The sequence below is a fragment of the Kitasatospora sp. NPDC057738 genome (assembly GCF_042798815.1).
GTDB classification, from domain to species: Bacteria; Actinomycetota; Actinomycetes; order Streptomycetales; family Streptomycetaceae; genus Kitasatospora; species Kitasatospora lactacystinica.
Genome location: NZ_JBHVJT010000006.1, coordinates 55575 through 68738, shown reverse-complemented (window position 1 = coordinate 68738; position 13164 = coordinate 55575). Strand labels below are relative to the sequence as shown.

Annotated in this window: 12 protein-coding genes; 7 read left to right on the top strand and 5 right to left on the bottom strand. The window is 72.8% G+C overall.

Translation table 11 applies throughout. The features are described 5' to 3' along the window. Window positions 1-234 precede the first annotated feature (234 nt). Window positions 235-627 (top strand): hypothetical protein, encoded by a 393-nt coding sequence (locus ACFVGO_RS05010; protein WP_380349588.1) that lies wholly within the window; start codon window positions 235-237, stop codon window positions 625-627. Between the two features lie 3 nt (window positions 628-630). Continuing rightward, on the top strand, window positions 631-873 hold the full coding sequence (locus tag ACFVGO_RS05005) for a DUF6087 family protein (RefSeq protein ID WP_359898762.1): 243 nt from the start codon (window positions 631-633) through the stop codon (window positions 871-873). 56 nt (window positions 874-929) lie between these two features. Here ACFVGO_RS05005 and ACFVGO_RS05000 read toward each other — a convergent pair whose 3' ends face one another. From ACFVGO_RS05000 to ACFVGO_RS04990, 3 genes are all read right to left on the bottom strand, one after another. After that, window positions 930-1358 (bottom strand): SMI1/KNR4 family protein, encoded by a 429-nt coding sequence (locus tag ACFVGO_RS05000; protein ID WP_359898764.1) that lies wholly within the window; start codon window positions 1356-1358, stop codon window positions 930-932. A 69-nt stretch (window positions 1359-1427) separates the two neighbouring features. Then, a complete protein-coding gene (locus ACFVGO_RS04995; RefSeq protein WP_380630885.1) occupies window positions 1428-2459 on the bottom strand; it encodes a glycosyltransferase family 2 protein in 1032 nt (343 codons plus the stop codon). Window positions 2460-2712: 253 nt separating this feature from the next. After that, complete coding sequence (locus ACFVGO_RS04990) at window positions 2713-3315, bottom strand: superoxide dismutase (RefSeq protein WP_380349579.1); 603 nt, start codon at window positions 3313-3315, stop codon at window positions 2713-2715. Between the two features lie 443 nt (window positions 3316-3758). Between ACFVGO_RS04990 and ACFVGO_RS04985 the strand changes: the two genes are divergently transcribed. From ACFVGO_RS04985 to ACFVGO_RS04965, 5 genes are all read left to right on the top strand, one after another. After that, a complete protein-coding gene (locus ACFVGO_RS04985; protein WP_359898770.1) occupies window positions 3759-6050 on the top strand; it encodes a M9 family metallopeptidase in 2292 nt (763 codons plus the stop codon). A gap of 558 nt (window positions 6051-6608) precedes the next feature. Next, window positions 6609-7655 (top strand): cytochrome P450, encoded by a 1047-nt coding sequence (locus tag ACFVGO_RS04980; protein WP_359898772.1) that lies wholly within the window; start codon window positions 6609-6611, stop codon window positions 7653-7655. A gap of 67 nt (window positions 7656-7722) precedes the next feature. Further along, window positions 7723-8760: a JmjC domain-containing protein gene (locus ACFVGO_RS04975; protein ID WP_380630884.1), complete on the top strand. Its 1038-nt coding sequence runs from the start codon at window positions 7723-7725 to the stop codon at window positions 8758-8760. Window positions 8761-8920: 160 nt separating this feature from the next. Further along, the gene (locus tag ACFVGO_RS04970; RefSeq protein ID WP_359898776.1) at window positions 8921-9385 is read left to right on the top strand and encodes a DUF6193 family natural product biosynthesis protein; all 465 of its coding nucleotides are present in this window, start codon (window positions 8921-8923) and stop codon (window positions 9383-9385) included. An 81-nt stretch (window positions 9386-9466) separates the two neighbouring features. Beyond that, window positions 9467-9997 (top strand): histidine kinase, encoded by a 531-nt coding sequence (locus ACFVGO_RS04965; RefSeq protein ID WP_380630883.1) that lies wholly within the window; start codon window positions 9467-9469, stop codon window positions 9995-9997. A 79-nt stretch (window positions 9998-10076) separates the two neighbouring features. Here the strand turns inward: ACFVGO_RS04965 and ACFVGO_RS04960 are convergent, their stop codons facing one another. Together ACFVGO_RS04960 and ACFVGO_RS04955 are read right to left on the bottom strand one after the other, a co-directional pair. Next, entirely contained in the window at window positions 10077-12458 is a 2382-nt protein-coding gene (locus ACFVGO_RS04960) for an FtsX-like permease family protein (RefSeq protein WP_380630882.1), read from the bottom strand. Then, window positions 12455-13156, bottom strand: coding sequence for an ABC transporter ATP-binding protein (locus tag ACFVGO_RS04955; RefSeq protein ID WP_359898782.1), 702 nt, complete (start codon window positions 13154-13156; stop codon window positions 12455-12457). Before ACFVGO_RS04955 ends, ACFVGO_RS04960 begins: the two co-directional genes overlap by 4 nt. Between the last annotated feature and the right edge of the window lie 8 nt (window positions 13157-13164).

The following is a 13164-nucleotide window of genomic DNA, read 5'->3' as shown; positions in this document are numbered from 1 at the left end:
GGGCCCCCTCCCCCCTTCTCCCCTCCTCCTAGCGTGGGCCCCGACACAACCCACCCCCTTCGACCCTCTTGCTCCTACCTCCCCCCCCCCCCGCGCCGGATGCCCTCCTGGACGGGAGTGGCAAGGCACCCATCGACTACGGCTCTTGGCCGCTCCACAAGAGACTCGGTGCTGCGCGCGAGGACAGCCTTTCACGTGTTCTGACTGGGCCTCGGAATGGATCCGCTGACCTACGTGACCGACATGCTCACCGTGGCCGTCTTCGACGCCGAGCTGTTCGACGAGATGTTCCAGCGGATCCTCTCCACCAACGACGAAGGCCACCGAATCGGGCTGGAAGTCGCCACGGGACGCTCAACCGGCATTCCCTTCACCGCGGATCAGGCGGATCGCCTCGCCTGCTCCGAGCCGATGCAGCCCGCCGGCGCGACGCTCCTGCGACTGGCCTGGCGGCACCAAGACGTACTCCTCCAACGTTCCGACGCTGGAGGATCCGGGGACGCACATGACCTCCGAGGGTCTGCGGGTGAAGCTCGTCGCCCGCCTCAAGAAGCAAGGAACGATCCGCAGCCCCGTGTGGGAGGCGGCGTCAAGGACCTGGATGAGCGTGCCTCAGCACTGGAGTGATTCGTGGGAGAGTGGGACGAGCCGCTGGAGTTGTGGGCTGCCTGCCGGGAGGCTCTCCGCCGTCCGGTCGGCGAGCTGAAGGCGGTCCGACTGGACGGCCGACAAGTCGCCTCGCACGTCGACCCGTCCGCACCTCGTCTGATTCTGCGGTGGGACGGCGTGGAGTGGGTTCCGGAGACCATTGCGAACGGCTACGCCACCGCCCAGCGCATCGTGCACGGCATCCGGGGCGACGGGACGATGTGACAGGGGGTCTTGGGCACTGCTGTCCTGCGCGACGACAGTTGGGCGGCTCGGACGGGTCACTTGTACAAGGCACGCAGCGTTCCGTGGATGAACGACGCGAAGGAGGCCGCGCCTTCGTGCACTCCGTCGTGGCCCTCGGCGACCTCGTAGGTCTTCCCGCCCTTCTCCGCCGGGCCGATGAAGGAGTAGATGTACCCCTGATGGGCCATGAACACGACGCAGCCGTCGAGCGACTGCCCGGGAGCCGACTCCTCCAGGATCTCCCGGGCGTGATCCTTGATCCCCAGGATCTCCGGGAACGCGTACGTCTCCCCCCGCAGCGCGGAGAACCCGCCGCCGCCGGCGAGTGCCAGGAACTCCCGGTAGTCCTCGGGGAGGGCGACTCCCTGATCCTCCTCGATCAGCGAGATCTGCTCCGGGGTCAGGCCGACCGCCCCCTTCAGTGATTCGGGGAACGCACTCAGAATCCCTGCCGTCACACCCATGTGCCCCGCACCTCAGAACGTCGTGGAACCGCCCCCGAACAGGACCATGATCCCGCAACGACGTCCCGGTCAGCCCCGGCGGATGGCCTGGCGGGTGCGGCGGGCGAGGCGGTGGGCGCGCTGGACGGCGACGAAGGCGGGCATGGAGTCGGCCTGGGTGAGGCGGTACTTGAGGCGGAGCTGGGGGCTGAGGCCGCTCTGCGCCTCGGGGCCGATGGCCCGCAGGAGGCGGGTGACGTGCTGCTGGTAGGCGGCGCGGTAGGCGCGGTCGCCGTCCGGGACGGTCCAGAAGAACATCGGGATCTCCTCGACCAGGCAGTTGCGGTCGTAGGCGCGCAGGTGGTCGGCGAAGGCCGGCTCGGGGCGGGCGAGCAGCCATTCGCGGACGAGTTCCATCGAGCGGACGCGGTCGACCAGGCCGCGCGGGTCGGTCTTCTTCTGGGTGATGGAGAGGTCGCCGTCCTCGCGCACCCGCCAGTGGTAGATCGGGTCGGCGAGCACGTCGACGCGTTCGGCGAGGAAGTGGTGGGGCACGCTGACCGGGGCGTCCTCGTACAGGATGCCCTCGGGGTAGAGCAGGCCGGCGCCGTCGAAGAAGGTGCGCCGGTAGACCTTGTTCCAGGCGGTGCGGTCGGTGACGAGCGCGGGCAGTTCGCCGACGTGGGTGCGCAGCCGGGTCTCGCGGAACGGGCGGCGGTGGCCGTGCGAGGGGCTGAGGCCGGTGGTGCGCAGGCGCAGCGCGTTGCCGGCGGCGAAGTCGGAGCCGGTCTCGTCGAGGGTGCCGATCATCAGCTGGTAGGCGTGCGGCGGCAGGGTGTCGTCGCTGTCGACGAAGGCCAGGTACTCGGTGCCGGGGGTGAGGTGGCGCCAGCCGGTGTTGCGGGCGGCGCCGAGGCCCTGGTTGCGCTGCTGGACCAGTCGGAAGCGCGGGTCCCGTTCGGCGTACTCCTTGGCGATGACGGGGCCGTCGTCGGTCGAGCCGTCGTCGACCAGGACGCACTCGAAGTCCTCGAACGTCTGGGCCGCGATCGAGTCCAGGCACTCCCCGAGGTAGCGCTCGACGTTGTAGATCGGGACGACGAGGGAGAGACGGGGGGCCATCGCACGGCCTTTCGCTCAGGAGCGGACGGGCCGGGCGGCCGTCGACCGCCGGTCACCGACAGTGGCCCGAGCATACGGACCGTATGCGACCCGTGGGCGAACGGCGGGTTGAATCGAGCGAGCGGATGGGTGCATCCATCGGTCCGTCGGCCGTGTCCGACGGCAACCCGCCCGGACGGGCGGCCCCTTGGGGCGCAAGGGGAAGGCCCCGGACCGCCCGACCGGTCCGGGGTCTTCCCTCACCCGCTGCGGGTCAGGCGCTCTTGACGGCCGCGAAGCGGTCCGAGACGTCCTGCCAGTTGACGACGTCCCACAGGCGGGTGACGTAGTCCGGGCGGACGTTGCGGTACTGCAGGTAGTAGGCGTGCTCCCAGGCGTCGAAGGCGAGCAGCGGGGTGGTGTTCTGGCCGACGTTGCCGTGGTGGTCGTAGACCTGCTCGACGATCAGGCGCTGACCGAGCGGTTCCCAGGACAGGATGCCCCAGCCGGAGCCCTGCACGCCGGTGGTGGCGGTGGTGAGCTGCTTCTTGAAGGCCTCGAAGCTGCCGAAGTGCTCGGTGATGGCGTCGGCCAGCTCGCCCTCGGGGCGCTCGCCGCCCTCGGGCGAGAGGTTCTGCCAGAACAGCGAGTGCAGCACGTGGCCCGACAGGTGGAACGCGAAGGTCTTCTGCAGGCCGACCAGGCCGCCGAACTGCTCCTTGTCGCGGGCCTCGGCCAGCTGGTCGAGGGTGTCGTTGGCGCCCTTGACGTACGCGGCGTGGTGCTTGGAGTGGTGCAGCTCCAGGATCTCGGCCGACATCGCCCGCTCCAGCGCGGAGTAGTCGTACGGCAGGTCGGGAAGCGTGTAGGTGCCCATCAGGACACGGCCCCTTTCGGCGGGTTGAACGGTGGTGATCGTGCCGGGACAACACTATTGCGTATCAGTTGCAAGAACGAAGCATGGGCTCCTGCTTATTCCTCACACCCCGTCGGGCACAATGGCCGCCGTTCGGCGCGCCGGCCGGAAAGGGGTGGGTGACCGCGGCGGGGCGGTGGCGGCACCGGGCACCCGGCGGGTGATGCGGGCCTGACGCCCGTACGGTCCCCGGCCCGCGCGTGACTCCCGGTCGGGTCCGGAACCTCCACGGACCCGGCACGCGGGGCGGACCTGACAACGTTTCGGTCTCGCCGCCCGGCAATCCTTTCCCGGGGCTTCCCTCCGCGTTCTCCGTTGTGCCATTTTACATGTCACACAGCAAGGCCCGTGCGCCCCACGCAGCACGGCTCCCCCACCCTCAACGGCCCCGGAGGCCCCCACAGATGCGTCCCTCCTCGATAGCGAAGGACGCCGCGCGCAGACTGCCCGCGCTCGGCACCGCCCTTCTCCTCTCGCTCGGCCTGTTCGCGCCGGCCGCCCAGGCCGCCGGCACCCCCGGCTCCGCGCCGGCCGGGAGCCCGGCCGCCCCGGCCGCACCCGCCGCCTCGGCCGGGAAGGCCGCGCCGCGCACGATCCCCGTGCCCAAGTCCCCGGACACCCCCGAGGACGCCCGCCCGCTCGCCTCGGACCCGCGGGCCAAGGCCACCGCCCCGACGGCGGGCAGCTCCGTCGGCGCCGCCAAGTCGGCCCGTCAGTTCTCGGCCGCGGCCGCCTGCGACGTCTCCGCCTTCACCGGCAAGTCCGGTGCCGCGCTGGTCCAGCAGGTCAAGTCGTCCGGCCTGGACTGCGTCAACACGCTGTTCCAGGTCACCGGCAACGACGCCAAGGGCGCCTTCAACGAGGCCCAGATGGTCACCGTCGCCAACGCCCTGCGCGACACCGCCGCCACCTACCCCGGCGACAACTCCACCTCCGCCGGGCAGCTGGTGCTCTTCCTGCGGGCCGGCTACTACGTGCAGTGGAACAACAAGGACGTCGTGGGCCCGTACGGCGACGGCCTCAAGAGCGCCATCCGCGGCGCGCTGGACGCCTTCTACGCCGCCCCGCACAGCAAGGACGCCACCGACGCCAACGGCGCCACCCTCGCCGAGGCCGTCACCCTGATCGACAGCGCCCAGGAGAACGCCCGCTACACCGGCGTCGTCAAGCGGCTGCTGAACGACTACACCGGCAGCTGGCCCGCCGCGATGACCAGCGCCGTCGCCAACACCGAGACCGTCATCGAGCGCGGCTTCGACCTGCCGGAGTTCGTCTCCGCCCTCCAGGCCGACCCGTCCTTCGCCACCACCGCGGCGTCCTTCGTGACCCGCAACAGCAGCCTGATCAACGGCGGCGACCTGGTCACCAAGATCGGCATCCAGCTCGGCAACCTGGTGGCCAACGACGCGCTGCGCGCCCAGGGCCGGCCGATCCTCAAGGACCTGATCAACCGCTACCCGCTGGTCGGCAACACCGGTCCGCTCACCATGAACCTGCTCTGGTTCGCGGAGAAGAAGGACGAGGGCAACTGTTCCCTCTACGGCACCTGTGACGTCCCGGCCAAGCTGGTCCCGCTGGTCCTCACCGTCGACCACACCTGCAACGCCAACCTGCGCATCCGCGCCCAGGACATGACCGCGCAGCAGCTCGCCGACACCTGCACCAGCCTGATCAACCAGGACGCGTTCTTCCACAAGGTCGTCAAGGACGGCGGCCCGGTCGCCAACGACAACAACACCAACCTCGAGGTCGTCGCCTTCGACGACTACTACAACTACAGCCTGTACGCCTGGGAGATGTACAAGATCGAGGTCGACAACGGCGGCATGTACGAGGAGGGCGACCCGGCCAAGGCCGGCAACCAGGCCCGCTTCATCGCCCACGAGGCCTCCTGGCTGCGCCCCCAGTTCCAGATCTGGAACCTCAACCACGAGTACACCCACTACCTCGACGGCCGCTACGACATGTACGGCGACTTCGAGGCCGGCATGACCACCCCGACCATCTGGTGGGTCGAGGGCCTCGCCGAGTACGTCTCCTACAGCTACCGCGGCGAGCACTACGACGCCGCGGTCGCCCAGGCCGCCAAGGGCACCTACACCCTGAGCACCCTGTTCGACAGCACCTACGACAACGCGGACTCCACCCGCGTCTACAACTGGGGCTACCTGGCCGTCCGCTACATGCTCCAGTCGCACCCGCAGGACGTCGACGCGCTGCTCGCCAAGTACCGCGCCGGCGACTGGAACGGCGCCCGCACCCTGCTGAAGACCACCATCGGCACCTCGTACGACGCCGACTTCGCCACCTGGCTCAAGCAGTGCGGCGCCGACAACTGCGGCTCGCTGCCCACCAACCAGGCCCCCCTGTGCACCGCCGCCGACGCCCGGCAGTTCGACAAGAACTGCCGCCGCGACAACGTGGCCGCCACCACCGGGAACTACAGCTACAGCTTCCTGAACCTGCCGGCCGGCGTGAAGCAGCTGACCATCACCACCAGCGGGGGCACCGGCAACGCCGACCTCTACTACAACGCCGGCTCCTGGGCCACCACCGGCTCCTACACGGCCAAGTCCACCACCAGTGGCAACGGTGAGACCCTGACCATCACCAACCCGCCGGCCGGTTACGTCTTCTTCAGCCTCTACGCCCAGCAGGGCTTCGGCGGCGCGACCGTCACCACGACCTACAACTGACCGACCGCGTCACAGGCGCCGTACGCACCGTACGCGCGCACCGTACGCACGGAAGGGCCCCGCGGCTTCGCGGGGCCCTTCCGCGTTCCCGTCCCCTCCCCCTCCCCCGCCGCGAATATCCACGGGTTATAACGATTCGACCATCGAATAGATCGTCAACACCCCGTAAGAGATCGCATATTCCTCTGTCGAGGGGGTGTCCGGACGGCGAAGTTTCGGTTAGTGTCCATGAACAGATCAACCGGTTCGGCCTCCGGCAACGGAATGCCGAATATTTCTGACGGCTCGGGTGCGGCATTCTCGCCGTACCCGCCAATCCCCGGAATGGAGAGTTAGTCATGAAGATGGTCAAGGCGCTCGTCAAGAAGTTCAAGAAGAACGACGACCTCGCGAACCACGCGTGGGTGCTGCACGTTATCTAACGTGGCCAGCCGCTGGCGGGGGCCCGGGTCGGCCGTGCCCCCGCCGGCGCCACGGCGCGTCCGGGATTCCCCCGCGCGCCGTACCGAACGCACTGACCAGCCATTTCGCATTGGAGGCCGGATTCCCGTGGAAGAAATGGCGACGGCAACCGCGCGCAGCCATTCCATCGTGTTCGCCCCGAGGATTCAGGAGCTGCTGGCCAGGGACGAGAAGGTGTTCCGGATCGACCCGGCGAAGGTCGGCGTCTCGGACTCCCGGCTGATGGCCGAAATCGTCGCGGCCCGCCCCGTCCTTTCCAACGAGCGCTCGGTCTACAAGCCCGCCGCCGGCTCCGACATCCCCCACGACAGCGCGACGCGCACCATCCGCGCACTGGGGCAGGACGCCATGGCGGGCATCCGCAAGCCCCCGCCGCCGGCGCGCGGCATGTCCGGCTCCTGGCCCTACGCCGGCACCTCCTACCTGCGCCGCTGGCTGTTCTCCGCCGACCCGCTGCCGGTCTCGCTGCTGTGGAAGCGCGGCGTCACCCGCTCCGACACCCTCTCCCGGCTCGCCGACCGCGCCGTGACCCGCTGGCCCGGCTCCGCAGACCAGGACGGCCGCACCGCACTCGCCGGGCTGATCCGCGACGCCGACGACCCGCTGGAGCGCAAGCAGGCCGTCGCGATGTACCGGCGGGCGACGGCCACCCTCTGCGACGGCGTGGCCGCGCTGACCGGCAACGCCCTGTGGCTGATGGGCCCGGAACGGGAACGGCCGGAGCACCGCGCCGACCTCACCGATGTCCTCTGGGAGACGCTGCGCCTGCTGCCGCCCGCCTGGATGCTGTACCGCAACGGCGGCGCGGCGTACACCGAACTCCACCCCGAGATCCGGCCCGAGGACGACGTCGCGCTCTTCCCGCTGCTGATGCACCGCCACCCGGACTACTGGTCCGACCCGCTGGAGTTCCGCCCCGGGCGCTGGGACGGCGTCACGGACCCGGAGAAGACGCCCGGGTTCATGCCCTTCGGCTTCGACGGCGCCCGCTGCTGGGCCAAGCACCTGATCGTGCCGCTGGCCGAGCAGCTGCTGACCGCGGCCCTGGACAACCGGCTGGTCGTCCGCAGCCCGCAGCAGGACGCGCAGGTGCCGCTGCGCTCCCTGCTCTCCGTACGGTTCGAGGCGCGGGTCGAAGCCTGACGCCCCGGCATCCCGGCATCCCGGCATCCCGGCGCCACCGAACACCCCTGACACCACGGGACACACCATGGAATCGCCCACTCTGGCCGACTGGGTCGGCGACGTCGACGGCTTCGCCGCCCGCCAGTGGCAGCGCGAGCCCGCGCTCTTCCCCCGGAAGGCCCCGGAGGCCCCGGGGGCCCCGGCCGCGCCGTTCGACCTCGACGAACTGGACGCCGCCTTCGACGGCGGGCTGCTGCGCACGCCCTACCTGGAGATGGTCCGCTCCGACAAGGTGACCATCCCGCCCGAGGCCTTCACCACCTCGCGCACCGTCAACGGCACGACGCACCACGGCTTCGCGGACCGCGCGAAGGTGCTCGCCCAGCTGCACCGCGGGGCGACACTGCTGCTGCGCTGCGTCGACCAGTGGCACCGCCCGACCGGCGAGCTGGTGGCCCGGCTGTCCGAGGAGCTCGACCGGCGGGTGGAGGCCTTCTTCTTCGTCACCCCGGCCGGCGGCCAGGGCCTCGCGGTGCACCGCGACGACGCCGACGTGTTCGTCCTCCAGGCCGCCGGGCGCAAGACCTGGTACGTCCACGACGCGCCGACGGCGGCGGACTGGCGGCTCGGCGAGCTCCCGGAGGACGAGCGCTCCCCGCTGCGCCTGCACGGCGTGCTCGAACCCGGCGGCGTGCTCTACATCCCGCGCGGCTTCGCGCACCGGGCGGTCGGCGCCGGGGGGCTGTCCGCCCACCTGTCGCTGACCGTCCGCGACCTCTCCGTGCAGGACCTGCGCACCGCCCTGGAAGGGCAGTTGGCCGAGGGCCTCGATCTGCCCGCCCGCCCACTCGGTGAGGCCGCGATCGCCGACGCCTGCGCCGCCCTGCTCGACCACGCCCGGGCGAGGCTCGACGCGCTCGGGCCGGCGGACCTCCTGCGCGCCGCCCGCGCCGCCCGGACCGGCACCACCCACGCGCCGGCGGCACCGGCGGCACCGGCCGAGACCGTGGAGACCCTCGCTGCGGCCGCCCGCACCTGGGAGTCCGGGGCACCCGCCGACGGACGCACCGGACTCGCCGCCGTCGGCCGCACCTGGCGCCGGCTGCGCGGCGCCGCCGAGTAGCCCACGGCGGCGACGACGACCGCCCGGCGCACGGAATCCACTTCGATGATCCGACTGTCCGTCAGGAGTGGTCGGACCGGTCGAGGTTCGACCCGGGGATCCGGCCCGGCCCCGACGACCGTTTCCCTTCTGCGGAGGGCGCTGGGGCAGACTGCCCACCATGCGATCAGATGATCAGAGAGGCGCCCTGCCCAAGCCCGTCCTGCCGGACCTCGCCGCCGCCCGTGCGATCGGCCCCGAGGCCGCCACGGAGGCCCGCTGGGAGGGGCTCGTCCTGTCGTGGGAATGGATCCAGCACGACATCGGGCACGGCCCCGGAAGCTGCAACGACGGCCTGGTGCGCCTGCTGAAGGCCGCCCGCGCGGAGCCCCGGCTGCGCCGGCTCTTCCCCTGGACCAGCCACTACAACCTGCACTTCAGCCTGTCGACCTCGTTCCCGTGGGCAGCCGCGGGCGTGCCCTTCGCCGTGCCGCAGGACGGCGGCGGCTACCGGATCCACGGCCCGGGCGGCTCCGGGGTGCTCGGCACGCCCGCCACCGCGGAGGAGGCCGTCGCCCTGCTGGTCGAACACCTCCCGCCGGACCTCGGGCCGGTGTTCAACCACCCGGCGGACGGGCCGCGCTGAGGCCGCCGGGGTGGCAGCGCCCCGCACCGGGGGTCACGATGAAAGCCCGGCCACCTCCGGCCCCGACCCGATCGGAGCGCGATGAGCGACCAGCACAACGTCGTCCTGCTGACCTTCCCCGACGCCGCCGCCTGGCGCCCGGCCTTCGACGAGGCGCAGCACCTGCCGGGCCTGCGGATGGTGGCGGCGATGGAGCGCAGCGCCGACGGGCTGCTGGAGGTCGCGGACACCTTCACCAGGGGCGCGGGGGTGGCCACCGTCGGCTCGGGTGTGCTGGGCGGCCTGATCGGGCTGCTCGGCGGGCCGGTCGGCGTGCTGCTGGGCTTCGCAGCCGGCGCGGCGATCGGCAACGCGGCCGAGGAGCACCAGGCGAGCGAGGGCGGCGCCGGGCTGATCCTGCTCTCGCCCCGGGTGCCGGACGGCGGGGCGCTGCTCGCGCTGGAGGTCCGGGAGTCCTCGCCCGCCCCGGCGGACGAGCTGGCGGCCCGGCACGGGGCCTCGGTCGAGCGGATCGACGCGCGCGAGTTCGCCGAGCAGGTCCGGGCGGCCGAGCAGAAGGCCGACGAACGGAAGGGCGACGAGCGGAAGGCGGACGGCGCGGGGGCCTCCTGAGCGCACCGGCCTCGCCGTCACTCCCCCGCGCCGTCACACCCCGCCGTCACACCCCCGCCCGCTGTCACTCCGCCCGCCGTCACTCCGCCCGCAGCGCGTCCACCGTGCGCGCCCGCGCCGCCCGTACGGCCGGGAGCAGGGCGCCGGCCAGGGCGATCAGCACGCCGCCGAGGGCGAGCAGGACCAGCACCGGGGTGCCGAACACGTCCAGCGCGGAGGCCGGGAAGGTCAGCCCGGCGCTGCGGCCCATCGCGGGCACCGTCAGGCCGTGCAGCAGCAGGCCCGCCGGCAGTCCGACCGCGCCGCCGACGGCCCCGACCGGGACCACCGAGGCGAGGACGGCGCCCACGGTCTGCGCCGGGGTCATGCCGAGCGCCTTGGTGACGCCCGTGTCCCGGGTGCGCTCGCGGATCTCCAGGACGACGGTGTTGAACACCCCGAGCCCGGCGACCACGAGCAGCAGCGCGGTCAGGGTGGCGGTGAGCGAGTTCAGTGCGGCGATCGAGCCGCTGGAGCCGTGCGGCCCGCCGGTGTCGGCGGTCATGTGCTCCGGGGCGAGCGCGGCGCCGAGGGCGGTGGCGTAGGCGGTCCGGTCGGTGCCGGGCTTCAGTTTGACGGCCCAGAAGTCCGGTGCGGGGGCCGTGCCGGGCGGGTAGCTGGCGGCGTCGGTGAACAGCTCGTTGGTCTGCACGTGCGGGTCGAAGACCTCGCCGACGATCCGGACGGTGACCGGCCGGCCGTGGCTCGTGAAGGTCACCCGGTCGCCGAGCCCGACGGAGGCCTCGGTCAGGAAGGTGGCCGGGGCGACGGCCTCGCCCGGGCCCCGGTACCAGCGCCCGGTGACCATCCGGTAGCCCGCCCAGGAGGAGTCGCCGTCGAAGGCGGTCACCGTGGTGCTGCCGGCCACCCCGGGGACGGTGACGTCCTCGGTGCCGTTGCCGAAGTACGCGGCGGTGCCGGGCCGGGCGTCCAGCGCCGCGGTGACGACGGCCCGGTCGGCCGGGACCGGCCTGCCCGCCGGAACCGCCCCGGGCGGGCCGTCCGGGCGTGTCGGGTGCACCACGAGGTCCCCGGCGTCCCGTGTCTTCGCCTGCTGCACCCAGCCCATCGTCCCGCCCATGCCCACCGCGAAGACGGCCGCCGCCGTGCCGAACAGCACCGCCGCGAGCATCCCGGCCGCGCGGGCCGGGCGGGCGAAGGGCTGGGCGAGGCCGAGGCTCAGCGGGCGGGGCAGCGGCAGCCTGGCGGCCAGTGCGGCGGCCCGGGTGGCGAACGCGTCCCGCCGGGTGCCGCCCGCCGTACGGCCGACGGCGAGCGCGTCCACCGTGCGCAGCCGTCCGGCCCGGGCCGCGGCGGCCCAGGCGACCAGGGCGACGGCGGCCAGGGTGCCGCCCGCCACGGCGGCGTCGACCCGGGGGGAGAGGCCCGAGGCGGTGGTGCCGTAGAGCGATCCGGTGGTGGCGAGCACCGGGACGGTCAGGGCGTTGCCCGCGACCACCCCGAGCAGGGTGCCGGCGCCGGCCGGGATCAGCGCCTGGGCGACGTACGCGCGCACCACCTGGGCGGGGGTGCAGCCGAGCGCCTTGAGCACGCCGATCCGCCGGGTGGCGGTGCCGACGGCGCCGGCCACCACATTGCCCGCGACCAGGACCGACATGGCCGTCCCGAGCAGGCCGAAGGCGACCATGAAGGGCAGGAACAGGGCGGTGTTGCGGTCCGAGCCCTGCTTGGCGGTGAGCCAGGACTGCGCACCGGTGAGCGCCCCGCCGGGGGCGGCCGCGGCCACGGCGGCCCGGTCGGCGGCCATGGCGTCGGCGCTGCCGGTGTCCGTGAAGCGGTAGAGCATCTCGTAGCCGGGGGCGCTGCCGGGTGCGGTGAGGGCGGCGATGCCGTCCGGGGTCACCCAGGCGTCCGAGGTCCGGCTGACGGAACGGGCGAAGCCGACGACCCTGAGGGTGGGCGCGCCCGGCAGGCCGGGCAGCCGCAGGGTGCCGCCCGGTTGCCGGGGCTTGTCGCCGTACCCGGCCTCGATCACCACCTCGCCCGGCTGCTGCGGCCAACTCCCTTGGAGCAGAGTGACGTCGTCGACCCCGACGGTGGCCGCGGCGCGGCCGGTGACGGTCATCGGCGCCATCGTGATCCCGGGCGGCAGGTCCGTGCCGGAGCCGGGCTCGGGGTCGACGGTGACGGTGCGGTACGGCCCGGCGGCGGCCGTCACCCCGGGGGCGTGCGCGGTGGCGGCGAGCTGGTCGGCGCTCGCCCGGACGCCGTCGAAGCGCGCGGTGAGGTGGGCGCCGTGCTGGCCGTCGAAGGCCTGCTCGAAGGGGGCCCGGGAGGCGACCAGCAGCGAGCCGCCGAGGACGGAGCAGGTGGTGGCCACCAGCGCGGCCAGTCCGACGGCGACGGACTGCGTCCGGCGCCTGCGCACACCCGCGCGCACGACCCTGCCGAGCGCGGTCATGACGCCACCGCCGAAGCCGAAGCCGAGTCCGCCTCGACCCGCCCGTCCCGCATCCGGACCGTCCGGGTGGCGCAGTCCTCGGCCAGGGCCAGGTCGTGGGTGACGAGCAGGACGGTCTGCCCGTCCTCGTGCAGGTCCCGGAACAGCTCCTTGACGTCCTCGCCGGCGGCCGAGTCCAGCGCGCCGGTCGGCTCGTCCGCCAGCAGCAGGGCCGGCCGGTTCATCAGCGCCCTCGCCACCGCGACGCGTTGGCGCTCGCCGCCGGAGAGCCGGCCCGGGTGGGCGCGGGCGTGCCGGTCGATGCCGAGCGCCTCCAGCAGTTCGGCCGCCCGGCGCCGGGCCTCGGCGCGCGGGACGCCGGCCAGTTCGCCGGCCAGCACCACGTTGTCGGCCACGGTGAGGTCGTCCAGCAGGTTGAAGAACTGGAACACCATGCCGATCGTGCCGCGCCGGTAGCGGGCCGAGGCCGCCTCGCCCAGTCGGTCCACCCGCACCCCGGCCACGGTGACCGTCCCGGCGCTGGGCCGGTCCAGCCCGGCGACCAGGTTCAGCAGGGTGGACTTCCCGCTGCCGGACGGGCCGAGCACGGCCACCGACTCCCCTGCCCGCACGCTCAGCGTGACGTCGTCCAGGGCCGCCCGGGCGCCCTCGTAGTGGCGGCTCACGCCGCTCAGTTCGATCACCGGATCGCTGCTCATGTCCCCGC